A 23,725-nucleotide genomic window follows, 5' to 3' on the forward strand; every position below is an offset into this window, starting at 1 on the left:
CCGCCACGGATCCCGTACGGGGTCGTGGACGGGGGCGGTCGCGGCGTCCCCGGCGGGGGTCGCGCGGGTCGGTTCCGGGTCCGGCAGGGCAGCGGGCACTAGCGAACGGCCTCCAGTACCTCCGCGGCGCCCAGGGCCTCGGCGATCTCGGACAGCACGTCGGTGTCGAGGTCCAGCAGTTCCTTCTCCGCCAGGCCCAGGTCGTCCAGGATCCGCCGGTCTCCCAGCGGTGCGGCGGGCACCGCTCCGGTCTCCGTGTCCTCCTCGGTCTCGTCGTCCGGTTCGCCGTCCTCGGTCCCGTCGAGGTCCAGCGCGTCCAGGTCGGGGGCGTCGGACGGGTCGTCCCCGAGCAGTTCCCTGGTGAGGATCTCCCCGTACGAGGAGCGCGCGGCGGCGGCGCCGTCCGAGACGTAGATGCGAGGGTCGTCCTCGCCCTCCACGCGGACGATGCCGAACCACGCGTCCTCCTGCTCGATGAAGACGAGCACCGTGTCGGCGTCCGGCGAGGCGTCGCGGGCCAGGTCGGTCAGATCCGCCAGGGTCTCCACATCGTCGAGCTCTGTGTCGCTCGCTACCCACCCGTCTTCGGTGAGCGTGAGCAGTGCGGCGAAGTACACCGTGACTCTCCCACTGATCAGAGGTGTGACGATCGCGGGCGGCGCGCTCCTGAATGGCCCGCCCACTCGGCATCGTGGCAGACGCGGGGCCTGAAGGAGGAGTGTTCCGCTCTTGCGTCGTGCACCAGTCTGAGGCCGGGCCCCCGGTCGGCGTCACCCGCCCCCCGCCCTCGACGAGCCGCGGCCCGGCCCGGCTCGGCGGGCCGTCACTGCTGGTCACAGCGGTCGAGCAACGATCACACGGGGTGAGCGGGCGTCACCACCGGAAGGTCCGCATCCGCAGGGCGTGGCGCATCCGCGCCGCTCGGGCGCGGCGTGGCTGGACCCGGTCGCGCAGGGCTTTCGCCTCGTTCAGCTCGCGCAGGAACTGTGCGCGGCGCCGCCTGCGCTCGGCGTCGTCGGCCGCCTGGCGTTCGGCCGCTTCCCGTTCGGCCGTCCGCCGATCCGTCGTCTGCCGTTCGGCCGTCCGCCGGTCGGGCTCGTCCTGGTCGGGCATCGCCACACCACCACCCCACGGCTGGGTTCCACCGTGTCCACCTTCCCGCGGCTGCGTGGGTTGATGCCAGTGCGGGCTACTGTTGTGGGCATGCGGATCCACGTCGTCGACCACCCGCTGGTGGCGCACAAACTCACCACGCTGCGCGACAGGCGCACCGACTCCCCCACCTTCCGGCGGCTCGCCGACGAGCTGGTCACCCTGCTCGCGTACGAGGCCACGCGCGACGTGCGCACCGAGCGGGTCGGCATCGAGACGCCCGTGACGGCCACCGAAGGTGTGAAGCTGTCCCACCCGCGTCCGCTGGTCGTGCCGATCCTGCGGGCCGGCCTCGGCATGCTCGACGGCATGGTGCGGCTGCTGCCGACCGCCGAGGTGGGCTTCCTCGGCATGATCCGCAACGAGGAGACCCTGGAGGCGTCGACGTACGCCACGCGGATGCCGGAGGACCTCTCCGGGCGGCAGGTGTACGTCCTCGACCCGATGCTGGCCACGGGCGGCACGCTGGTCGCGGCGATCCAGGAACTCATCAAGCGGGGCGCCGACGACGTCACGGCGGTGGTGCTGCTGGCCGCGCCGGAGGGCGTGCAGGTGATGGAGCGGGAGCTGGCGGGGACGCCGGTGACCGTGGTCACCGCTGCGGTGGACGAGCGGCTGAACGAGAGCGGCTACATCGTGCCCGGCCTCGGTGACGCGGGCGACCGCATGTACGGAACCGCCGAGTAGGCGACGCCGCCGGCGGGGTGCGCGGGGGCCCGGGTGCACGGGCCCGTGCGCGCCCTGAGCAGGCCCGGGCCAGTCCGTAGGGTCCGTGGGGCGGCGGGTACGGGGCCGGGGCCGGAGTCGGGCAGCGGGCGGTCGTCCTGGCCGCGTGGCGAGACCCGGGCGGGCCGCAGTTCCACGGCAAGGCCGCGGCGGCGGTGCCCCGACCGGGGGCGGCGGCGCGACCGGTCGTCTGAACGCGTCACGTACAGGTGGACGGCACCGGCTTGGGGCGGAGCAGGGCGGTCATCGCGGCGGTCGCGTCGGACGGGGTGGCGAGGGTGGTGAAACCGGAGCCGATGATCAGGTCCACGTCCGCGGTCTCCCGCGTGTCGGTCTTCGTCTCGACGCCCTTCAGTTGTGTGCCGAGCACCGGGAACGCGCCCTTGGCGGCCGGCGGGGCGCCGAGCAGTATGCCGGGCCCCGCGACCTTCTTGTCGTACACGGCCGGAGCGTTCCCGATCTTCCCGACGGTGAAGCCGCGCTTCTTCAGCTCGTCGGCGGTGGCCTTGGCCAGCCCGGAGCGGGGCGTGGCGTTGTAGACGTTGACGGTGATCTGGGCGGGACGCGGCAAGGCGACCGCCGCGACGGGCGACGGGCTCGCGGCCTTGCAGGTGGACCCGGCAGTGGGACGGCGCGCGGTGCCGGTGCTGTCGCCGCCGAAGACGTCGATGAGCTGGACCGTTCCCCAGCCGGCCAGGCCCAGCGCGGCCGCGGCGGCGATGCCGGCCACAGCGATGCGGCCACGGCGGCGAGGGCGTCGCATACGGGGGTACGTCGTGCCCGTCACGCGGTACTTACCGCCCATACCGGGGGGAGTGAGCATGCTCATGGGCGCAGCGTAATGCGGCCCGATGACTATGCCTACTAAACGATCAGCAGCTCAGGGCCGGACGAGTGGGAAAACGGCCCGGAAGGTGCAGCGGGCGGGATCGCGGGTCCCGCCGGTGCCTGTCGGCAGGGAGGCGTCCAGGGCCTCGGCGCGACGCGGCGTGGAGCGCCGCTGCGGGCCGGCGCGGCCGGGCGTGGCGCTAGTCGAGTTCGAGCACCCGGGCGTGCAGCACCTGGCGCTGCTGCAGGGCCGCGCGGACGGCGCGGTGCAGCCCGTCCTCCAGGTAGAGGTCGCCCTGCCACTTCACGACGTGTGCGAAGAGGTCGCCGTAGAAGGTGGAGTCCTCGGCGAGGAGCGTCTCCAGGTCCAGCTGGCCCTTGGTGGTGACGAGCTGATCGAGGCGGACCGGACGCGGCGCGACATCCGCCCACTGCCGGGTGCTGTCCCGGCCGTGGTCGGGATACGGCCGCCCGTTACCGATGCGCTTGAAGATCACACGGAAAGCCTACCGGGCAAGCCCCTCCCGGCGCAGCCGCGCGACACCGGCAGACTGTCCGGTGCCGCGCGGCAAATCGACGCATAGTGGCAGTTTCCGGTATGTGCCGCCGCACGGGTTCCGTACGGACCCCGTGCGGCGGCACACCCTCCCCGAAGGTACTGCCGGTCTCCGAGCCCCTTACCCGGAGACGACGCAGGTCCTTACTCGGTGGCCTCGTCGTGGTCGTGGTCGTCGTGCAGGCCGCCGCCGCTGCCCGCGTCGCCGTCCGTCGGGACGAACTCCACCGGGGTGCGCAGCGAGCTGAGGTCGTGCGCGTAGGTGCCGACCGCGTTGGCGATGACGTCGATGTTCGCGTCGAACGCCGCCATGCTGATGTTGTCGATGTCGTCGCACGCGGCGTGGTAGCACGGGTCGTACGCCTCGCCCGCGGTGCCGCCGAACTTCACGGCCTGCGCCTCGGTCTTGATGCCCTCCGCGCCGGTGAAGGTGCCGCCCGCCGGGATGCCCGCGGCGATGAACGGCCCGTAGTCGGAGCGGCCGGTGAAGTCCGTGCCCGCGTGCGGCAGGCCCTTCTCGTCCATGAACGCGAGGATGTCCCGCTCCAGCTGGGCGGAGCCCTCCGGTCCGGCCGGGGCGCCGACCTGGTCGGAGTCGTTGCCGTCGTACACGAACAGGCCGTAGTTCGGCGAAGCGATCATGTCGAAGTTGAGGTAGAGCTTGATCTCCTTCAGGCCGAGGTCGTCGAGGTTCTCGACGTAGTGCTCGGACCCGAGGAGACCGTTCTCCTCCGCGCCCCACCAGGCGAACCGCACCTTGTTGGTGGTCTTGTGCTTGTGCTTGGCGAACTTCAGCGCCACGTCCAGCAGACCGGCCGAGCCGGAACCGTTGTCGTTGATGCCGGGGCCCGCGGTCACCGAGTCCAGGTGGGAGCCCAGCATCACCGTGTTGGCGGCGTTGCCCCGCTGCGTCTCGGCGATGACGTTGCGGGTGGTCCGCTGCTCCTGGAGCTGGCGGATGTCGAGGGTGACCTCCACCGGCCCGGCGGCCAGGTCGGCGGCGAGCTGCTCGCCGTCCGCCAGCGAGATGCCGCCCGTCGGGATCTTGCCCTCTCCGGGACCGCCGAGGGTGCCGCTGAGGGTGCCCTCGGTGTTGTTGTAGATGACCGCGCCGACGGCGCCCGCGGCGGCGGCGTTCGCCTGCTTGGCGGCGAAGGTGCAGCCGCCGCGCTTGATCAGGGCGATCTTGCCGCTGAAGGCGTCGGTCGCGAAGTCGGTCGGCTCGCAGCCGTTGGAACCGTCCGCGTCCACCGGGGCGGCGACGAGGGCGGCCGTCGTGCCGCCGACCGGCGTGGACTTGGTGTACGTCATCGCGCGGATGGAGACGTCGCGGGACGCGGGCGAGACCACGGAGAGCTTCTCCGCCTGCGTCTCGGTGTAGAAGAACTCGAACTCCTGGTACGACACGTCGTACCCGGCCTTCTTCAGCTGCTGGTAGACGTACGCCGCGGAGGCGTCGTAGCCCAGCGTGCCGGCGGCGCGGTTGCCTCCGGCGGTGTCGGCTATCTGCTGGAACTTTCGCAGGTGCTTGTGTGCGCTCTCGGCGGAGGCCGCCTTCACCAGGCGGTCGGCCAGCTTCGCGGCGTTCTTCGCCGGGTCGTGCTTGCCGGCGGAAGCCGGTGAGGCGGAGGCCAGCAGAAGCGGGGTCGCGAGTGCGGCTGCGGCCAGAGCGGCCACGGCTCTGCGATGGGATGAGTTCACAGAGGTCCTTCCCGTGCGGACAGGGTTGAAGGGAAGCTAGCGATCAACTCGGCCGCTGTGAACAGATGTGCCACAACTCGCGTCATTCTTCGTACGAATCGCCGTCGCTGTGGATAGCTGGCCGAGAACTTCCGCAGGGATGGGCATAGTTGAACTGCTTGCGGCGATTGGGCCGGTTTCGCGGAAGGAGGTGCGGGTCGTGGTCGGCTGGTTCGTGATGGCGGGGCCGCTCGGCTACTTCGTCCCCTTGGCGTCCTTTGCCGCCTTGCCCCCCTGGCTGCTCTTGGCCGTTCTGGCGGCACGTTTGGCCTCCTGTTTGTACGCGCGCACCTTGGCCAGCGACTCGGGCCCGGTGATGTCTGCTGCGGACCGGTGCGCCCCGGCTTCCCCGTACGGGCCCGCGGCCTCACGCCAGCCGTCGGGGCGGACGCCGTACTGCTTGCCGAGCAGCGCCAGGAAGATCTGGGCCTTCTGCTTTCCGAAGCCCGGCAGCGCCTGGAGCCTGGCCAGCAGATCCTTCCCGCTGCTCGCACCGGTCCACACGGCTGCTGCGTCACCGTCGTACTCGTCCACCAGGTACTGGCACAGCTGTTGGATACGGCCCGCCATCGAGCCCGGATAGCGGTGCACGGCGGGCTTGGCGGACAGCAGTCCGGCGAAGCCCTCCGGGTCGTGCGCGGCGATGGTGTGCGCGTCCAGGTCGTCGGTGCCCAGGCGCTGGGCGATCGTGTACGGACCGGCGAACGCCCACTCCATGGGGACCTGCTGGTCCAGCAGCATCCCGACGAGTGCGGCCAGGGGACTTCGGGACAGGAGCGCGTCGGCTTCCGGCTGCTGGGCCAGGCGGATGGCGGGACTGGGGGTGTTCATGGGGCGATGATCGTGCCCCGGCGGACGCCCCGCACGACGGGGTCAGCCGTACGGCTGTCGCCGCACCCCGGGACCACCCGGGCGCACGGCACGCGCCCAGTGCCTGGAGGGGGCCCGCACGAAGGGTGGTCCTGCTCGGAGGGTGGTCCCACGCGAAGGGACGGGCAACGGATGGGCGGTGGGCCGGGGAACGGCGCAGCGGTGGGCAGCCCGAGGGGGTCACTGTGCGGTCGCCAAGCGTGCGAGGGCCTCCTTCACGTGACCGCGCGTCGTCTCCGTCCCGAGGTGTCCGGCGCCGTCGGTGACGATCAGCTCGGCGTCCGGCCACGCCTTGGCCAGCTCCCAGGCCGTGGTGAGGGGGGCGGCCACGTCGAACCGCCCGTGGACCAGGACACCGGGGATGCCGGCCAGCCGGTGGGCGCTCCGCAGAAGGGCGCCTTCCTCCAACCAGGCACCGTGGGAGAAGTAGTGCGCGCAGATCCGGACGAAGGCGAGCTGCGCCGCGCCGGGACGGTCCCCGTACGGGGTGCCGGCTCCCTCCTGGGAGACGACGGCGTCCTCCCACGCGCACCAGTCGGCGGTGGCCTTCTCCCGCACGGAACGGTCCGGATCGCCGGTCAGGCGTGCGTAGGCGGAAACCAGCTCGGCGGCGGTACGGGCGCCCGTACCGGAACCGGCCCGGAACCGGTCCCACGCCTCCGGGAACAGCGCTCCCGCACCCTCGTACAGCCAGGCGATCTCGGAGCGCCGGGTCGTGGTCACGCCGTGGACGACGATGCCGGACACCCTCTCCGGGTGCCGCTCGGCATAGGCGAGAAGCAGCGTGGACCCCCAGGAGCCGCCGTACAGCAGCCAGCGGTCGATGCCGAGGTGGACGCGGAGGCGCTCCATATCGGCGAGGAGGTGGGAGGTGGTGTTGGTGCCGAGGTCCACCGTCGGGTCGGCGGCGTGCGGGGTGCTGCGGCCACAACCGCGCTGATCGAACAAGATCGTGCGGTGGCGGGCGGGATCGAAGTAACGGGTGGCGCCCGAGGCCGACCCCGACCCGGGGCCGCCGTGGACGACCAGGGCCGGTCTGCCGAGGGGGTTGCCGTGGGCTTCCCAATGGACGCGGTGGCCGTCACCGACATCGAGCATGCCCTCGTCGTACGGCTGGCTCTCCGGGTACATGACGTGCGTGCCCCCAAGGTTTGGGTGGTGCGGGCTGGGTGTCGGGGGTCTTCGGGTGGTGCGGGCTGGGTGTCGGGGGTGCTGTGGTCGGTCGGTGGGAGGTGGGTGTCGGGGAGGTGGCGTGTTCGGTCGGTGCGTGGCGGCAGCGGGGCCCGCTTCGCGGGAGGGGAGGGGCGGCGGGTCGGAGGGGCCGGTCAACGGGGGGTGCTGCGGCCCACCACCGTGCCGGCGCGGTCGATGCAGACGACGTCGACCACGACGGGTGCCCCCCGCAGGACCTCCAGTGCCTGGTCCCGGGCCGTCTCCGCGACCCGGTCGCCCAGCGGGACGCCCTGATCGGCGCACAGGTGCAGGGCCGCCAGGCCCGTGTTGGCGGCGGCCACCGCGGAGGCCAGGGCCTCGCCCGCGCCAGCGGACCGGGCCAGGTCCGCCAAGAAGCCCTTGTCCACCTGGGACCGTGCCGAGTGCAGGTCCAGATGGCCCGCCGCCAGCTTCGACAGCTTCGCGAAGCCGCCGCAGATGGTGAGGCGGTCCACGGGGTGGCGGCGCACGTACTTGAGGACCGCGCCCGCGAAGTCGCCCATGTCCAGCAGGGCGTCCTCGGGCAGGGAGTAGAGGGAGGTGACCGTCTTCTCGGACGTCGAGCCGGTGCAGCCGGCGACGTGGGTGCGGCCCGCGGCCCGCGCCACGTCCACGCCGCGGCGGATCGAGTCGATCCACGCCGAGCAGGAGTAGGGCACGACGACGCCCGTCGTGCCGAGGATGGACAGGCCGCCCAGAATGCCCAGGCGCGGGTTCCACGTGGAGCGGGCGATCTCCTCCCCGTCGTCGACGGACACCGTCACCTCGACGTCCCCGGTGCCGCCGTGTTCCGCCGCGACCCTCGCCACGTGGTCGCGGATCATCTGGCGCGGGACCGGGTTGATCGCGGGTTCGCCGACGGGCAGGGGCAGCCCCGGGCGGGTGACGGTGCCGACGCCCGGCCCGGCGCGGAACAGGACGCCCGAGCCCGGTGGCAGCAGCCGTACCGTGGACCTGACCAGCGCGCCGTGGGTGACGTCCGGATCGTCGCCCGCGTCCTTCACCACGGCCGCCATGACGAAGGACCCGCCGTGCTCCTCCCGCGCCAGGGCGAACGACGGGGTCTGGCCCTTGGGCAGGGTGATCGTCACCGGGTCGGGGAAGTCCCCGGTCAGCAGCGCCGTGTACGCCGCGGTCGTCGCCGCCGTCGCGCAGGCACCGGTCGTCCAGCCGGGGCGCAGGCCGGTGTGCTTGAGTTGGGCGCTGCGCCCACCGCTCGTACTCATGGACGGCTTCCCGGACGGTTACGGATGACGATGCAGCATGTGTTGATCCTCGGCGGCACCACCGAGGGCCGCCGGCTCGCCGAGACCCTGCACGCGGCCGGCGTGCGGGTCACCAGCTCGCTCGCCGGGCGGGTGGCGAACCCCAGGCTGCCCCCGGGAGAGGTCCGCGTGGGCGGGTTCGGCGGGGCCGAGGGCTTGGCGTGCTGGCTGCGCGAGCACCAGGTGGACGCGGTCATCGACGCCACTCACCCCTTCGCCGGGACGATCAGTTTCCACGCGGCGCGGGCCGCCGCCACCTCCCATGTTCCCCTGCTCGCGTTGCGGCGCCCCGGGTGGTCCCCTGTCGAGGGGGACGACTGGCACGAGGTGGAGTCCCTGGAGCAGGCGGCCCGGGTGGTTCCGGCACTGGGGCGGCGGGCGTTCCTCACGACCGGGCGCATGGGCCTCGCCGCTTTCGCGGAGGTCGCGGACATCTGGTTCCTGGTCCGGTCCGTGGACCCGCCGGAGCCGCCGTGTCCCCGGCGGAGCGAGGTACTGCTGGACCGGGGGCCCTTCACGCTCGATGGGGAGCGCGAGGTGCTGCGCACGTACGGCATCGACGTGCTGGTCACCAAGGACAGCGGCGGCGCGGCGACGGCGCCGAAGCTGGCGGCGGCCCGGGAGGCAGGCGTCCCGGTGGTGATCGTCCGCCGCCCCCCGGTCCCGGCCGGGGTGCCGGTCGCGGCGACCGTGGAGGAGGCCGCGGCGTGGGCCGGGGGCAGGGCAGCCGCCGCCGGTGCTGAGGATGATCGCGTGCGGTGAATCCGCTGTGCGCGCGGAACGTTCCGTCCTACGGTGCCCGTATGACTGACCACGATGCCCTGAGCACCCCGTTCGACCTCCTCGACGCCTACCACACCCGTCTCGGTCACACCGCCGAGGTGCGGCCCGACGGGGACACGCTCCGGGCCCTGCACCTGGCGCACATCCTCACCATCCCGTTCGAGAACCTGGACGCCCTGGGCGGCACCGTGCCGTCGCTCGCCGCCGCGGACCTGGCGGCCAAGCTGCTCGGCGGGCGGCGCGGCGGCTACTGCTACGAGCACAACACCCTGTTCGCCCTGGCGCTGGAGGCCGCGGGCTTCGAGGTGACCCGGCTGACGGCCCGCGTGGTCCTGGGCGTCGAGCGGTTCGCCTCGCGGCCGCGCACCCATATGGCCCTGCTCGTCCGGATACCGGGAGAGGCCGAGCCGTACCTGGCCGACGTGGGCTTCGGCGCCTCCACCGGGCTCCTGCAGCCCCTGCCGCTGGTCACCGGCTCCGAGGCCGAGGCTGCCGGGCGGCGCCACCGGCTCGTGCACGCGCCGCACCCGGGGCCCCTGGACCTGTGGGTCCTGGAGGCTTACGACGCGGGGAAGGAGGAGTGGCAGGCGCAGTACGCCTTCACCGTCGAGCCCTTCGAACACGCCGACTTCGAGATGATCAACTTCTACATCGCGGCCAGTCCGCGCTCGCCGTTCTCGCGCCGGCTCTACGCCCTGCGCACCGGTGAGGACCGCCATCTGGTGCTCGACGACCGGCGGTTGACCGTGACGGCCGCCGACGGCACCGCCACCACACGGGAGCTCGCCGACGAGGCGGAGGCCCGGACGGTCCTGGCGGAGGACTTCGGGATCACGGCGCCCGACGGCATGACGCTGCTGAAGCCCCGGGTGCCCGGGGCGAGTGTCTGAACCGCCCTGAACGGGCGCCCGACGCCCCGGCGTTCTTGCAGACCCGGGTGCCCTGCGCGGGCTGCTGAGTCGCCCTGCGTGCGGGCTGACGTCGGCGGACCGCCTCGGACCGCTGCCGGGGAGGCGGGGCGCCGCGGTCGCCGGTTGCCGGTCGCCGAGGATGCGGGCCGGGACGTCCGGTTCCGGCCGGTGCCCGGGCGGGCCGCCCGGCAGGGTGGACGCGAGCCCCCTCCGGTACGGGAGACCCCAGGCGAGAGCCCTCTGTAGGCGCTGGCCTCCCGCGGGCGCGAGCCCCCGGTGTGGTCCTCTCCGGGGCTCCGCTGGGCTTGTGGTCCTCTCCGGGGCTCCGCCGGGTTCCGCCGGGCTCCACGGGTGTGAGCACCCTTCGGGCACGCTCCTCCCTCCTGCGGCACCCTTCTCGGGCCACCCCACCGGAACCGGCCCGCGCAGCGACGGCACGCGGGTCCCGCGCCCCGGGGCGCGGGCCGCCCGGCCGGGCGCTCGCCCGCGCACCGCGACGGCTCACGCCGGTCCGGCGGCCCGTTCACCCCCGGCCGCCGCACGGAACCGGGGACCTGCGCGGCAGCCCAGGCAGCCGACGGGGCCCCGGCCCGTCCGCAGGCCCCGAGGTCCCGGGCCCCGAGGGTGCGTGCGGTTTCCCGGCCCCAGCCGGCCCTGCTGCGCCCGCGGGGCCCGCGGGGTCAGGAGCCGGACCCGGGCCCCTCCGGATACCGGCGCGGCGTCCACGCGACCGTGGTGCCGTCGCCGCGCCGTACCGCCTGCGTCTGTGACGAGCCGATCAGCAGCAGGGTGCGCATGTCGACCTCCGACGGGTCCAGGTCCGCCAGCGCCAGGACGCGCACCGACTCCTCGGGCCCGCCCACGTCCCGTGCCACGACCACGGGGGTGTCCGCGGCGCGGTGCTCCAGCAGCAGGTCCCTGGCCTGCCCGACCTGCCAGGTGCGGCTGCGGGAGCCGGGGTTGTACAGGGCGAGCACGAGGTCGGCGGCCGCCGCCGCGCGCAGCCGCTCCGCGATGACCTCCCAGGGCTTCAGACGGTCCGACAGGGAGATCGTGGCGTAGTCGTGGCCCAGCGGGGCCCCCGCCTTCGCCGCGGCCGCGTTGGCGGCGGTGACGCCCGGCAGCACGCGGACCGGCACGTTCGTGTACGCCTCCTGCGCCGCGGCCTCCAGGACGGCGGTCGCCATGGCGAAGACGCCGGGGTCGCCGCCCGACACCACCGCGACGCGGTGGCCGCGCACCGCCAGGTCGAGGGCGAACTCGGCGCGCTCCGCCTCCACCTTGTTGTCGGAGCCGTGCCGCCGCTGGCCCGGCCGTACCGGCACCCGGTCCAGGTACGTCGTGTAGCCCACCAGATCCGTCGCCGAGGCCAGCGCGCCCCGCGTCTCCGGGGTGAGCCACGGCGCGCCCGCCGGTCCGGTGCCGACCACCAGGACCTCGCCCCGCTCGGGGGCGGCCGGGCCCGTGTCGACGCGGGAGGGCAGCACCGCGACGGAGAAGTACGGCACCGAGTCCGCGGGCACCTCGGCGAGCGGCGCCGTGCGCTGGCCCTCCATGGTGGCCCGCTCCACGTAGTGGGCGTCCGCCAGCCGGTCCGTGCGGGCCAGGGCGCGCCGTACCGCCGGGAAGGTGCGGCCCAGCTTCATCACGACCGCCGAGTCCGCGGCCGCCAGGCGGGCCGTCAGCTCGTCCTCGGGCAGCGTGCCCGGAATGATCGTCAGGGTCTCCTCGGCCTCCACGAGCGGCTTGCCGATCGTGGCCGCCGCGGCGCTGATCGAGGTGACGCCGGGGATGACCTCCGTGTCGTAGCGGTCCGCCAGCCGCTTGTGCATGTGCTGGTAGGAGCCGTAGAAGAGCGGGTCGCCCTCGGCGAGGACCGCCACCGTGCGGCCTGCGTCCAGGTGCGCGGCCAGTCGGGCCGACGCCTCCTCGTAGAAGTCGTTCAGCGCGCCCCGGTAGCCGCCCGGGTGGTCCGTGGTCTCCACGGTCAGCGGGTACATCAGGCGCTCTTCGACGTGGTCGGTGCGGATGTGCTTCGCCGCGATGGAGCGGGCGATGGACCGGCCGTGGCGGGCGCAGTGGTACGCCACGACGTCGGCTTCCGCGATGGCCTCGGCGGCCCGCAGCGTCATCAGGGACGGGTCCCCGGGGCCGAGCCCGACCCCGTACAGCTTGCCCCGCCCGCCGGGCGTGGTTTCACGTGAAACGTGCGTGCTCATTCCGCCTCGCTCGCGATCGCGTTGATCGCGGCGGCCGTCATGGCGCTGCCGCCGCGCCTGCCCCGTACGACGATGTGCTCCAGGTCCGAGGCCGCCAGGGCCTCCTTGGACTCGGCGGCTCCGATGAAGCCCACCGGTATGCCGAGTACGGCCGCCGGACGCGGGGCCCCCTTGGCGATCATCTCCAGGAGGTGGAACAGGGCCGTGGGGGCGTTGCCGATCGCCACGACGGAGCCCTCCAGCCGGTCCCGCCACAGCTCCAGGGCGGCGGCGCTGCGGGTGGTGCCCAGTTCCGCCGCGAGGCCGGGGACGGACGGGTCCGAGAGGGTGCAGACCACGTCGTTGCCGGCGGGGAGCCGCTTGCGGGTGACACCGCTGGCCACCATTTGCGCGTCGCACAGGATCGGCGCGCCGGAGCGCAGGGCGGCGCGGGCGCGGGAGACGACCTGCGGGGAGTACGCGAGGTCGCGGACCAGGTCGACCATGCCGCAGGCGTGGATCATCCGCACGGCGACCTGGCTGACGTCGGCGGGCAGTCCCGCGAGATCCGCTTCGGCGCGGATCGTGGCAAAGGACTGGCGGTAGATCTCCGCGCCGTCCTTCTCGTAGTCGAACACTGTGCTCTCGCTCATCTCTGCGCGCTCATCTCTGTGCGCTGTTGTCTCGGACCGTGATGTCGTACGTGCCGTCGCCGGTGGCCAGGACGTCCACCCAGGCTCCCTGCGGGTGGCCGCAGCGGCGCTCGCAGCCCGACCAGTGCACCGGCAGCCCGCCGTACCGCTCGGGCTCCGGCGGCCGGACGTCCGCCCGCACGTCGGCCAGGGACTTGGCGCATCCCGGCCTGCCCGTGCAGGCGCCGACCCGGAGCCAGGGGGAGTCGGGCCGTGTCAGGAAGCCGGCTTCCGCCAGCGCGGCCAGCCGGGCTGCGGCGGCCGCGCGGTCGGGCAGCCCGGTCACGACGAATCCGCGCCACGGGGTGACGCGGACCTCGCCGGCGGGCAGGAGCGCCCTGAACTGGCTGCTGCTGACCCGCCCCAGCCGGGCCGTCACCGACAGGGCCCGGCCGCCCGCCACCACGCCCGGCTCCGGTGGCCCGCTCCGCGGGAGCGGCTCCGGCGCGGTGCGCTCGGCGGGTACGGCCGCGCGGTGCAGGCAGGCGTCAGCGGCCTCCCCGAGGTCCCTCAGGGCGTCCGCGGGGCCCGTGGTCCGGTCGGCGCCCGGGTCCGCGGCGGCGTCCCGGCCGCGGCCGGTCTCCGTGGCACCGGCGGCGGGGGCCGTGCCGGTCGCCGCGAGGTCGGCGACCCGCCAGGCGCCCGAGTCCCGCGCCCCGACGACCGCCAGGAACGCCTCGGCCAACGCCAGTGCGGCGCGCGGGGCGTCGGGCGCCGCGACCCGCCACGTGTGGCCTCCGATCCGTACCAGAGCGCGGCCCCCCGGCTCTGCGAGCAACGTCACATCGCCGCCCAGCCCGGCCACGTCGCCCCGCCCGTCGTCCAGGGCGAACAGGAAGCGTCCCGAGAGCGCCGTCGCCCACGCCTCCGCGCACAGCAGCGCGTCCAGTTCGCGTGCCCACGCCGGCGCGTGCCCGTGCCCCCGCCCGTCGACGCCCGCCAGTGGCGACACCACCGTGTTCCGGACGCGCTCGTGCGCCGGGGAGGGCAGCAGGCCGGCTGCCGACAGGCGCTCCGCCAGCGCGCCGCCGCAGCCCTCGTCCAGGCCGCGCAGGTCGAGGTTGCCGCGCGAGGTGACGCCGAGGTGGCCGTCGCCCAGCAGGTCGGCGGCGTCGGCGAGGGCTTCGACCTGAGCGGGGGTCAGGGAGCCGGTGGGGAGCCGCAGACGGGCCAGTCCGCCGTCATCGGCGCGGTGCAGCCGCAGGGCGCCCGGGCAGGCGTCACCGCGATCCCTGGCGCGGGTCCGGACGAGGTCCCCTGCACGGTCCTGTATGTGTGGATCGCCCCCGTTCCGGGGCTTTGAGGGGCTGGGCGGCATGGCGGCGAGCATACGCGCAGCCTCTACTATGCAACCGGCACAGGGTCCCAGGACCCTAGGGAGGAAGCCCGGTGCGAATCCGGCGCGGTCCCGCCACTGTGATCCGGCCCCTTGCGGGTCCGGTGAGTCAGGAACTCCCGCCACCCACGACCACCCGGGGCGAGGACACCCCGAGGAAGGCTTGCGCACGCCGTGATTCTGCTGCTGTCGCACTCCGACACCGACCTGCTCAGCGCCCGTGCCGCCACCGCCGCCGGCGGCCCGGTCCCCTACCGGTACGCAAACCCCTCCCGCCTGCCCCTGGACGACCTGCCCGGGCTGCTCGACGGCACCGACCTCGTCGTCGTGCGCCTCCTCGGCGGCGTCCGCGCCTGGGAGGAGGGCATCGCGGCCCTGCGCGCCCAGGACCGCCCCGTGGTCGTCCTCACCGGCGAACAGGCGCCCGACGCCCAGCTGATGGAGGCGTCCACCGTCCCCATCGGCGTCGCCACCGAGGCGCACGCCTACCTCGCGCACGGCGGCGCCGCCAACCTGGAGCAGCTCGCCCGGTTCCTGTCCGACACGGTCCTGCTGACCGGTCACGGCTTCGAACCCCCGGCGCCCGCACCGACCTGGGGCCCGCTGGAGCGCGAGTCGCGCGGCGGCGACGGCCCGGTCATCGCGGTGCTCTACTACCGCGCGCACCACATGAGCGGCAACACCGGCTTCGTGTCGGTCCTCTGCGACGCCGTCGAGGACGCCGGCGGCCGGGCGCTCCCCCTGTACGTGGCCTCCCTGCGCGCCCCCGAGGCCGAGCTGCTGGAGCAGCTGCGGTCCGCGGACGCCGTGGTCACCACCGTCCTCGCCGCGGGCGGCACCAAGCCCGCCGACGCGCAGGCGGGCGGCGACGAGGAGGCGTGGGACGCCGGCGCCCTCGCGCAGCTCGACGTGCCGGTCCTCCAGGCCCTGGCCCTCACCGGCCCGCGCAGCGCCTGGGAGGAGAACGACGAGGGCCTGTCCCCGCTGGACGCCGCCAGCCAGGTCGCCGTTCCCGAGTTCGACGGCCGGCTCATCACCGTCCCGTTCTCCTTCAAGGAGATCGACGAGGACGGCCTCCCCGCCTACGTCGCGGACCCCGAGCGCGCCGCCCGCGTCGCCGGGATCGCCGTCCGGCACGCCCGGCTGCGCCACATCCCGAACGCCGAGAAGAAGCTGGCGCTGGTCCTCTCCGCGTACCCGACGAAGCACTCCCGCATCGGCAACGCCGTCGGCCTCGACACCCCGGCGTCCGCGGTGGCGCTGCTGCGCCGGCTGCGCGCCGAGGGCTACGACTTCGGACCCGAGCAGGACATACCGGGTCTGGTGTCCGGGGACGGCGACGAGCTGATCCGGGCGCTGATCGAGGCCGGCGGCCACGACAAGGACTGGCTGACGGAGGAGCAGCTCGCCCGGAACCCGGTCCGCATCCCGGCGGCCGACTACAAGCGCTGGTTCGCGACACTGCCGGAGGAGCTGCGCACCGAGGTCGAGGAGAAGTGGGGCCCGGCGCCCGGCGAGATGTTCCTCGACCGGTCCCGCAACCCCGAGGGCGACATCGTCCTCGCGGCGCTGCGGCGCGGGAACCTGCTGATCGTGATCCAGCCGCCGCGCGGCTTCGGCGAGAACCCGATCGCGATCTACCACGACCCGGACCTGCCGCCGTCCCACCACTACCTGGCGGCCTACCGCTGGATCGCCGCGCCCGCCGAGGACGGCGGCTTCGGCGCGGACGCCATGGTGCACCTCGGCAAGCACGGCAACCTGGAGTGGCTGCCCGGCAAGAACGCCGGCCTGTCCGCGGCGTGCGCGCCCGACGCGGCCCTCGGCGACCTGCCGCTGGTCTACCCGTTCCTGGTCAACGACCCGGGTGAGGGCACGCAGGCCAAGCGCCGCGTGCACGCCACCCTGATCGACCACCTCGTGCCGCCGATGGCCCGCGCCGACTCGTACGGCGACATCGCGCGTCTGGAGCAGCTGCTCGACGAGTACGCGCAGATCTCCTCCATGGACCCGGCGAAGCTCCCGGCGATCCGCGCCCAGATCTGGACCCTCATCCAGGCCGCGAAGCTCGACCACGACCTGGGCATGGAGGAGCGCCCGGACGACGACGGCTTCGACGACTTCCTGCTCCACGTCGACGGCTGGCTGTGCGAGGTGAAGGACGCCCAGATCCGCGACGGCCTGCACGTCCTCGGCTCGGCTCCGGCCGGCCCCGAGCGGGTGAACCTCGTCCTGTCCATCCTGCGCGCCCGACAGATCTGGGGCGGCACCGCCGCTCTGCCCGGTCTGCGGGAGGCCCTGGGGCTCGACGAGTCCGCGGCGACCCGCACCGCGGCCGACGAGGCCGAGGCCGAGGCGCGCGCCCTGGTGGAGGCTATGGAGGCCGCCGGCTGGGACCCGGCGGCGGTGGCCTCGGCCGCCGAGGGGCACGGCGAGCAGGTGGCCGCGGTGCTGGACTTCGCCGCCCGGCAGGTCGTGCCGCGCCTCGACGCGACGACGGCGGAGCTCGACCACTCGGTGCACGCGCTGAACGGCGGGTTCGTCCCGGCCGGCCCGTCCGGCTCCCCGCTGCGCGGCCTGGTGAACGTGCTGCCGACCGGCCGCAACTTCTACTCCGTCGACCCCAAGGCCGTGCCGTCCCGTCTGGCGTGGGAGACGGGCCAGGCCCTGGCGGACTCGCTGCTGGAGCGGTACCGCACCGACAACGGCGAGTGGCCCACGTCCGTCGGCCTGTCCCTGTGGGGGACGAGCGCGATGCGCACCAGCGGCGACGACGTCGCCGAGGCGCTGGCGCTGCTGGGCGTCCGCCCGGTGTGGGACGAGGCGTCCCGCCGGGTGAAGGGCCTGGAGGCGGTGCCGCTGGAGGAGCTGGGCCGTCCCCGCATCGACGTGACGCTGCGCATCTCCGGGTTCTTCCGGGACGCGTTCCCGCACACCGTGGCCCTGCTCGACGACGCGGTGCGGCTCGCCGCCGGGCTGGACGAGCCCGCCGAGTCCAACCACGTCCGGGCGCACACGCAGGCCGACCTGGCCGTGCACGGGGACGAGCGGCGCGCCACGACCCGCATCTTCGGTTCCCGGCCGGGCACGTACGGGGCGGGGCTGCTCCAGCTCATCGACTCCCGCGACTGGCGCACCGACGCCGACCTGGCCGAGGTGTACACGGTGTGGGGCGGTTACGCCTACGGCCGCGGCCTGGACGGCCGTCCGGCGCGCGACGAGATGGAGACGGCGTACAAGCGGATCGCGGTCGCCGCGAAGAACACGGACACCCGTGAGCACGACATCGCCGACTCCGACGACTACTTCCAGTACCACGGCGGCATGGTCGCCACCGTGCGCGCGCTGCGGGGCACGGCCCCGGAGGCGTACATCGGCGACTCGACCCGCCCGGAGACGGTCCGCACCCGCACGCTCGTCGAGGAGACGTCCCGCGTCTTCCGCGCCCGCGTGGTGAACCCGCGCTGGATCGAGGCGATGCGCCGGCACGGCTACAAGGGCGCCTTCGAGCTGGCGGCGACCGTCGACTACCTCTTCGGGTACGACGCGACGACGGGCGTGGTGGCCGACTGGATGTACGACAAGCTCACCGAGGCGTACGTCCTGGACCCGCAGAACCGGGCGTTCCTCCAGGAAGCGAACCCGTGGGCGCTGCACGGCATCGCGGAGCGGCTGCTGGAGGCGGAGTCCCGCGGCATGTGGGCGAAGCCGGACCCGGCGGTGCTGGAGCAGCTCCGGCAGGTCTTCCTGGAGACCGAGGGCGACCTTGAGGGAGAGAGGGACGAATGAGGCTGACGACGGGCGGCGAGGACAAGGACTTAGCCGGCCTGCTGGACGAGGCGCTGACCGCGTTCAACGCCGAGGCCACCGGCGCGCACGACGGCGAGGAGCTGTCGGTGCGCGCCGAGGACGGCGACGGGACGGTGGCCGGCGGGCTCACGGGCTGGACGTGGGGCGACAGCTGCGAGGTCCACATGCTGTGGGTACGGGCCGACCGGCGCGGCTCCGGGCTCGGCACCCGGCTGATGCGGGAGGCCGAGGCGGAGGCCCGCCGGCGGGGCTGCCGCCACATGGCGGTGTCGTCGTACACGTTCCAGGCGCCGGGCTTCTACGAGAAGCTCGGTTACACCGTGACCGGCCGGACGCCGGGCGTGCCGGGCGGCCACGAGGACGTGCACCTGTACCGGAGGCTGGAGCCGTAGGGCGGCCGGTTCACGGGGCGGCGGCCGGGCGCCACGCCTCCTCGGCCGCGTCGAGCGCCGCCTCCCACGGGAAGGCGGCGTCCGGCCCGTGCAGCACGTGCACCCCGGCGCCGCGCAGGGTCTCCACCGACCGGTCGTACTGCGGGTGCCGGACGTGCGCGGCGTTGACGCACGGGGCAGCGACGAGCGGGACGCCCCACCCGAGGGCCTCGGCGGCCACGCTGACGACGAACGTGCCGGTCAGGCCCAGCGCCCACTGGTTGACCGTGTTGAAGGTGGCGGGCGCGAACAGGACGACGTCCGGCGCGGGCCACGGGTCGGGCTCGCCGGGCCGCTCGTAGGCGTGCCGCACGGGGTGGCCGGTGAGCGCGGCGAGCCCGTCGAGGTTGGGCTCCAGCCAGAGGGCCGCGGTCGGGGTCAGTCCGAGGCACACGTCCCAGCCGCGTGCCTGCGCGTCCTCGACCACCCGGGCCACGTCGAACACCGGCGGAGCGGCGGCGCAGAACAGGTAGAGGGTCCTCGTCATGGCCCCATCTGATCACACATGATCACTGTCGATCGTCGGGTGGCGGAGAGATCGCGCCACCCCGGCGGGTGCCCTCGGGCGCCGGGCAGGAACGCGCGTGACCCCGCGCCCGGGGCGCCCGTCGGTGCGGGCGCGCGGGGGCGGGGTCGGCTGCGGTGGGTGAGTCAGCGGAGGCGGACGAGGACGGCGAGGATCCCGTCGTCGTACGGGCTCGGACCGGCTCGTAAGGCCGGCCGTTCCTCCACCGCCTGCCGCAGTCGCCGGGCGCGGGCGGCGCGGCGCGCCGCGTCCTGCCGGGCCCTGCTGCGTGACGTGATCATGATGCTCCCTTCGGAGGGCCCCGCACGCCATGACCGTAGGACCTCAACTTCGGGTGAGGTCAAGGCGGATGGCGGGGGTGGTGGGGTTCGTGGGCGAACCTACGTGGGTGCTGCAGGCACCTCAACCGGATTTCCGGCCCACTCGCGCGGGCAGGTCCCGCGGGCTCGGCGGGGACCCGGCAGCCCCGGCAGGCCCCGCAGGGACCCCCGGCCCCGCAGGCCCGCCGGGCCCGGCGGACCCCACCGGCCCCGCATGTCTGCCCAGGCCGGACAGGCCCCCACGTCCGCCAGGCCGCGCCGGCCCCGCACGTCTGCCCAGACCGGGCAGGCCCCGTATGCCTGCCAGGCTGCACAGGCCGTGCACGTCCGCCAGAGCACACGGACCCCAGGTCCCGCGGGTTCAACAGACCCGGCAGACCCGGCAGACCCGGCAGAATCCGGCAGCCCGGTGGCCCGCCAGGTCCGCCGTCCCCGCGGTCCCGGCCCGGGTGGCCGGCCGTACGGTCGGCCGCACCGCGCAGGGCACGGCGTTCGGGCGGCCGACGGGTGCCGACGGACCGGTCGGCTCGCGGGGCCGGCCCGTGCGTCGCTCCCGATCGGACCGGCTCCGGGTGACGGCCGCCCCGGGGTGGCCGAGACTGCGGGAATGAGCGCACCGACAGGAGTCATCGCCGTCACCGGGGCCGGTGGGCGCGTCGGAGGGCGGGTCGCACGGCGGCTCGCCGACAAGGGGGTCCCCCTGCGGCTCCTCGGGAGGGACCCCGCCCGGCTCCCCGATCTCCCGGGCGCCGTCAAGGCGGCGCCCGCCGCGTACGGGGACGGTGAGGCCGTGCGGGCGGCACTCGACGGCGCGGACACCCTCTTCCTGGTGTCCGCGCACGAGTCACCCGACCGGGCCGGCGAACACCGCACCGCCGTCGACGCCGCCGTCGCGGCGGGCGTCCACCGGATCGTGTACCTGTCGTTCCAGGGCGCGGCGCCCGACGCCACATTCACGTTCGCCCGCGATCACTGGCACACCGAGCAGTACCTGCGGGCCCACGGGGGCCTGGAGTGCACGTTTCTGCGGGACAACTGGTACTTGGCCGGTATCCCCGCCATGACCGGCCGCGACGGGGTCCTGCGTGGCCCGGCGGGAAACGGGCGCGTCGCCGCCGTCGCCCACGACGACGTCGCGGACGTCGCCGCGGCCGTCCTCCTCGCGCCCGGAGCGCACGACGGCATGACGTACGACGTCACGGGGGGCGAGGCGTTCACCCTGGCGGAGGCCGCCGAGGAACTGTCCCGCGCCACCGGCCGCACCATCCGCTACCTCCCCGAGACCCGCGACGAGGCGTACGCCTCCCGCTCCGGCTTCGGAGCGCCCGAGTGGCAGGTCGCCGGCTGGGTCACCTCGTACGAGGCGATCGCCCGGGGCGAGTTGGGCGCGGTCTCCGACACCGTCCGGCGGCTGACGGGGCACGCGCCCATGACGCTGCGGGACTACCTGGTGGAACACCCCGGGAGCCTGGCCCACCTGACGGACTGAGCCCCCGGTCCGGGCCGTCGCGCGCGGTCAGTCCTCGCCCAGCACGATGTTCCACTCCTGCGCCGGGTCCTCCGGCTCCCGGTCCGTGCGTGCGGGTCTGCAGGTGCGCACGCGTCCCTGCACCTCGCGGGCGAGGGAGACGGGCCGCGACGACCCCTGGTCCTGGCTGTGGCCGCCCGGGGCGGCTGTCTGGGTACTCATGGCGACCGAGTACCCACGCAGCGCGGACCAAACGGGTAATCGGATGCACCCTGCACGAACCTCCCGTACGGTGCCCTCACGTGGACCCCTTGACCGAGAAACAGATCCGCGGCTCCTTCGTCAACTGCACCAAGGGCGAGGCCGCCCGCATGCGGCTGCCGGCCGACTTCGGCGAACTCCCCTGGGACGATCTCGACTTCCTGGGCTGGCGGGATCCGGGCGCCCCGCTCCGCGCGCACCTGGTGGTGCCGGCCGCGGCGCCCGGCGGTACGCCCGTCGGCATCACCCTGCGCGTGCCGGAGAGGTCCCGCACGAGTGCGGTGCAGTCCAGCCTGTGCCGCATCTGCCTGACGGGGCACGCCGCGTCCGGGGTGACGCTCTTCTCCGCGCCGCGCGCGGGCGCCGCGGGCCGCGGCGGCAACACCGTCGGCCTCTACGTGTGCGCCGACCTCGCCTGCCCGCTGTACGTCCGCGGAAAGCGGCAGCCCGCCCTGCGCAGCGCCCGCTACGAGGAGTCCCTGACGGTGGAGGAGCGGATCGACCGGATGCGGCTCAACCTGTTCGCGTTCGTCGAGAACGTCCGGCTACCGTCGGGCACATGACAGCCGAGGGGGCGGTTGAGGGGGGACCCGCGGGGCCTGCGGCCGGTGCAGCACCGGCATCTGCGCGGGAGCCGGAGCCGGAGCCGGGACCTGCGACCGCGCATGCACCCGAGGCCCCGCCCGCCCCCGTGCCGGGACCGGCGTCCGGCCCCGCGTCCGGAGCCGCGCCGATGCCGGCCCCCCACCCTGCGTCCGCGGCTTCCCTCGGACTTCGGCCGGGTCCCACGTCCGGAGCGGCCGCCGGCGGGTGGGCGGTCGGGGCGGCGTGGGCGGGCCGGCGGACGTGGCGGCGGGCCCGCGGGTTCGCCGGGCGGCCGTACCGTGAGCCGACCGACCCCCGGCGGATCGTCCGCCGCTGGCCCGACCTGTGCGGCCTGTGCGTGGCCACCGTCTTCTTCTGGCTGTCGCTCACGCCCTCCCTCGTCCCCCGCCCGTGGTTCCTCCAGGGTGTCGTCGGCGGGATCACCGCCGCCGTCGGGTACGCCGCCGGGGCGACCGCCGGCGGCCTCGCCCGAGCGGTGGCCGCCCGCCTCCCGGCCCTGCGTCCCCACCGGCCGGTGCGGGACGCCGTGCGAGTGTGCGGCTGGCAGGCGTACTGGCTGCTCGGGCCCGCCGCCACCGTCCTGTTCCTGTCGGGGAGCGCCGACATGCAGCGCCGGCTGCGCCATCTCCAGGACCTGCCGCCCGCCCTCACCTGGCACACCTGGGGGATCGCGCTGATCTCCTGCGCCCTGTGCGCCCTGCTGGTGGCGGCGGCCCGGTCCGTTCGGCTCGGGGCGCGTCGCCTCATCCGGGCCCTGGACACCCGCCTGCCCCGCCCCGCGGCCGTCGCCACGGGACTGCTGCTCACCGCCCTCGCGGTCACCGTCGGCCTGCGGAACGTCGTCTTCGAGCGGGGTGTGGTCGACGTCGCCGACCGGATCGCCGCGGCGGCCAACCGCGCCACCAAGGACGGCGTGCACCGCCCCGCCTCCCCGTACGTCTCCGGAGGCCCGGGGTCCCTGGTCCGCTGGGAGGACCTCGGCTACCAGGGCCGCAACTTCACCGGCACCGCGTCCACCCGGCGGGAGATCGCCGCCCACACGGGCCGCCCCGCCAAGGACCCGGTCCGCGTGTACGTCAGCGCTGAGGTGCCCCGCGCCTTCGACGGCCGCGGCGGCGAGAACGAGCCGTTCCGCGGGCAGGCCGAGCTCGCGGTGAGGGAGCTGGAGCGCACCGGGGCGTTCACGCGCGAGGTGCTCGCGGTCGCGGGCACCACCGGCAGCGGCTGGATCGACCCGGTGGCCGCCCAGGCACTGGAGTACCTGCACGGCGGCGACACCGCGATCGTCGCCGTCCAGTACTCCTACCTGCCGTCGTGGGTGTCGCTCCTCGTCGACGAGGAGAAGGCGGGTCAGGCGACGCGCGCCCTCGTCGACGCCGTACGGGAGCGGTGGGCCGCGCTGCCGGAGGCGTCCCGGCCCAAGCTGGTGGTCACCGGCGAGAGCCTCGGCGCGTACGCCGTCGAGCGGTCCTTCGACGGGTACGGCGACCTGCTGGCCTCCACGGACGGGGCGCTGCTGATCGGCAGCCCCGGCTTCTCGCCGATCTCCCGGGAACTGCGCGAGAGCCGTGACCCCGGCAGTCCCGTGTGGCGGCCCGTGCACGACGGCGGCCGACACGTGCGCTGGGCGCAGTTCCCGGCCGCGGACCTGCGCCGCCCGGAGGGGGCGCGGTGGGCGTTCCCGCGGGTGGTGTACCTGCAGAACGCCTCCGATCCCGTGGTGTGGTGGTCGACGGACCTGCTGGTCGAGCGGCCCGAGTGGATGGCGCGGCCGCTCGGCCCCGACATCACGCCGGAGATCAGCTGGTTCCCGGTGGTGGCGTTCTGGCAGACCACCGTCGACATGGCCGTCAGTTACGGCGTGCAGGCCCCGCACGGCCACCGGTACGGCACGGCCTCCGTGGACGGCTGGGCCGCGGTCGTCCCCCCGGACGGCTGGTCCGCCGACGACACGCGGCGGTTGAGGGAGCACCTGGGGGCCGTGAGGGCCCCGTACTGAGCTTCCTGGCGGAGCCGAGCCGGTGTCACTGCATC

Annotated in this window: 22 protein-coding genes and 1 riboswitch; of the genes, 8 read left to right on the forward strand and 14 right to left on the reverse strand. The window is 74.5% G+C overall.

Annotated elements, in window-relative coordinates:
- Nucleotides 1–98: 98 nt before the first annotated feature.
- Both BJP40_RS25860 and BJP40_RS25865 read right to left on the reverse strand, forming a co-directional pair.
- On the reverse strand, nt 99–617 hold the full coding sequence (locus BJP40_RS25860; RefSeq protein ID WP_071268368.1) for a hypothetical protein: 519 nt from the start codon (nt 615–617) through the stop codon (nt 99–101).
- 256 nt (nt 618–873) lie between these two features.
- Complete coding sequence (locus tag BJP40_RS25865) at nt 874–1,113, reverse strand: hypothetical protein (protein WP_071268377.1); 240 nt, start codon at nt 1,111–1,113, stop codon at nt 874–876.
- Nucleotides 1,114–1,203: 90 nt separating this feature from the next.
- On the opposite strand from BJP40_RS25865, the gene upp reads away from it, so the two are divergent.
- Nucleotides 1,204–1,839, forward strand: coding sequence for a uracil phosphoribosyltransferase (gene upp / locus BJP40_RS25870; protein ID WP_071268379.1), 636 nt, complete (start codon nt 1,204–1,206; stop codon nt 1,837–1,839).
- A gap of 238 nt (nt 1,840–2,077) precedes the next feature.
- On the opposite strand, the gene BJP40_RS25875 is transcribed toward upp, so the two are convergent.
- The 6 genes from BJP40_RS25875 to BJP40_RS25900 form a co-directional block, all read right to left on the reverse strand.
- Complete coding sequence (locus tag BJP40_RS25875) at nt 2,078–2,707, reverse strand: LytR C-terminal domain-containing protein (protein ID WP_071268370.1); 630 nt, start codon at nt 2,705–2,707, stop codon at nt 2,078–2,080.
- A gap of 199 nt (nt 2,708–2,906) precedes the next feature.
- Complete coding sequence (locus tag BJP40_RS25880; protein WP_071268372.1) at nt 2,907–3,203, reverse strand: type II toxin-antitoxin system VapB family antitoxin; 297 nt, start codon at nt 3,201–3,203, stop codon at nt 2,907–2,909.
- 203 nt (nt 3,204–3,406) lie between these two features.
- Nucleotides 3,407–4,963, reverse strand: coding sequence for a M28 family metallopeptidase (locus BJP40_RS25885; protein WP_226962554.1), 1,557 nt, complete (start codon nt 4,961–4,963; stop codon nt 3,407–3,409).
- Between the two features lie 234 nt (nt 4,964–5,197).
- Nucleotides 5,198–5,833 (reverse strand): HhH-GPD-type base excision DNA repair protein, encoded by a 636-nt coding sequence (locus BJP40_RS25890; RefSeq protein WP_071282786.1) that lies wholly within the window; start codon nt 5,831–5,833, stop codon nt 5,198–5,200.
- A gap of 219 nt (nt 5,834–6,052) precedes the next feature.
- Nucleotides 6,053–7,003, reverse strand: a complete 951-nt coding sequence (pip, locus tag BJP40_RS25895; RefSeq protein ID WP_071282788.1) for a prolyl aminopeptidase — start codon at nt 7,001–7,003, stop codon at nt 6,053–6,055.
- A gap of 194 nt (nt 7,004–7,197) precedes the next feature.
- Nucleotides 7,198–8,310 (reverse strand): cobalt-precorrin-5B (C(1))-methyltransferase, encoded by a 1,113-nt coding sequence (locus tag BJP40_RS25900; protein ID WP_071265176.1) that lies wholly within the window; start codon nt 8,308–8,310, stop codon nt 7,198–7,200.
- A gap of 24 nt (nt 8,311–8,334) precedes the next feature.
- On the opposite strand from BJP40_RS25900, the gene BJP40_RS25905 reads away from it, so the two are divergent.
- A complete protein-coding gene (locus tag BJP40_RS25905) occupies nt 8,335–9,111 on the forward strand; it encodes a cobalt-precorrin-6A reductase (protein WP_256220823.1) in 777 nt (258 codons plus the stop codon).
- Between the two features lie 41 nt (nt 9,112–9,152).
- Entirely contained in the window at nt 9,153–10,022 is an 870-nt protein-coding gene (locus BJP40_RS25910; protein ID WP_071282790.1) for an arylamine N-acetyltransferase, read from the forward strand.
- Between the two features lie 701 nt (nt 10,023–10,723).
- Here BJP40_RS25910 and BJP40_RS25915 read toward each other — a convergent pair.
- Genes BJP40_RS25915 through BJP40_RS25925 form a run of 3 tightly spaced genes read right to left on the reverse strand, consistent with a single transcriptional unit; the run spans nt 10,724 to nt 14,251 of the window.
- Complete coding sequence (locus BJP40_RS25915) at nt 10,724–12,262, reverse strand: precorrin-2 C(20)-methyltransferase (RefSeq protein ID WP_071282792.1); 1,539 nt, start codon at nt 12,260–12,262, stop codon at nt 10,724–10,726.
- Nucleotides 12,259–12,894 carry a precorrin-8X methylmutase gene (locus BJP40_RS25920; RefSeq protein WP_071282794.1) on the reverse strand — a complete coding sequence of 212 codons (636 nt, stop codon included), beginning with the start codon at nt 12,892–12,894 and terminating at the stop codon, nt 12,259–12,261. Before BJP40_RS25920 ends, BJP40_RS25915 begins: the two co-directional genes overlap by 4 nt.
- A gap of 10 nt (nt 12,895–12,904) precedes the next feature.
- The gene (locus BJP40_RS25925) at nt 12,905–14,251 is read right to left on the reverse strand and encodes a cobalamin biosynthesis protein CobG (RefSeq protein WP_226962553.1); all 1,347 of its coding nucleotides are present in this window, start codon (nt 14,249–14,251) and stop codon (nt 12,905–12,907) included.
- A gap of 24 nt (nt 14,252–14,275) precedes the next feature.
- Nucleotides 14,276–14,407: riboswitch (cobalamin riboswitch) on the forward strand.
- A gap of 36 nt (nt 14,408–14,443) precedes the next feature.
- Here BJP40_RS25925 and cobN point away from each other — a divergent pair.
- Nucleotides 14,444–18,058, forward strand: a complete 3,615-nt coding sequence (cobN, locus tag BJP40_RS25930; RefSeq protein WP_071282798.1) for a cobaltochelatase subunit CobN — start codon at nt 14,444–14,446, stop codon at nt 18,056–18,058.
- Complete coding sequence (locus tag BJP40_RS25935; protein WP_071282800.1) at nt 18,055–18,471, forward strand: GNAT family N-acetyltransferase; 417 nt, start codon at nt 18,055–18,057, stop codon at nt 18,469–18,471. The genes cobN and BJP40_RS25935 overlap by 4 nt, the downstream gene beginning before the upstream one ends.
- Before the next feature lie 10 nt (nt 18,472–18,481).
- On the opposite strand, the gene BJP40_RS25940 is transcribed toward BJP40_RS25935, so the two are convergent.
- Together BJP40_RS25940 and BJP40_RS34635 are read right to left on the reverse strand one after the other, a co-directional pair.
- Nucleotides 18,482–18,997 (reverse strand): flavoprotein, encoded by a 516-nt coding sequence (locus BJP40_RS25940; protein ID WP_071282801.1) that lies wholly within the window; start codon nt 18,995–18,997, stop codon nt 18,482–18,484.
- A 164-nt stretch (nt 18,998–19,161) separates the two neighbouring features.
- On the reverse strand, nt 19,162–19,317 hold the full coding sequence (locus BJP40_RS34635) for a hypothetical protein (RefSeq protein WP_177204486.1): 156 nt from the start codon (nt 19,315–19,317) through the stop codon (nt 19,162–19,164).
- Nucleotides 19,318–19,963: 646 nt separating this feature from the next.
- Here BJP40_RS34635 and BJP40_RS25945 point away from each other — a divergent pair.
- Nucleotides 19,964–20,845: an NAD(P)H-binding protein gene (locus BJP40_RS25945; RefSeq protein ID WP_071282803.1), complete on the forward strand. Its 882-nt coding sequence runs from the start codon at nt 19,964–19,966 to the stop codon at nt 20,843–20,845.
- A 27-nt stretch (nt 20,846–20,872) separates the two neighbouring features.
- Here the strand turns inward: BJP40_RS25945 and BJP40_RS34640 are convergent, their stop codons facing one another.
- Entirely contained in the window at nt 20,873–21,046 is a 174-nt protein-coding gene (locus BJP40_RS34640; protein ID WP_175500039.1) for a hypothetical protein, read from the reverse strand.
- Nucleotides 21,047–21,126: 80 nt separating this feature from the next.
- Here BJP40_RS34640 and BJP40_RS25950 point away from each other — a divergent pair, with 80 nt between their 5' ends.
- Both BJP40_RS25950 and BJP40_RS25955 read left to right on the forward strand, forming a co-directional pair.
- Nucleotides 21,127–21,648 (forward strand): FBP domain-containing protein, encoded by a 522-nt coding sequence (locus BJP40_RS25950; protein WP_071282805.1) that lies wholly within the window; start codon nt 21,127–21,129, stop codon nt 21,646–21,648.
- A 170-nt stretch (nt 21,649–21,818) separates the two neighbouring features.
- Nucleotides 21,819–23,690 (forward strand): alpha/beta-hydrolase family protein, encoded by a 1,872-nt coding sequence (locus BJP40_RS25955; RefSeq protein ID WP_079171471.1) that lies wholly within the window; start codon nt 21,819–21,821, stop codon nt 23,688–23,690.
- Nucleotides 23,691–23,725: the final 35 nt, after the last annotated feature.

The organism is Streptomyces sp. CC53, from assembly GCF_001865245.1.
Lineage (GTDB): Bacteria > Actinomycetota > Actinomycetes > Streptomycetales > Streptomycetaceae > Streptomyces.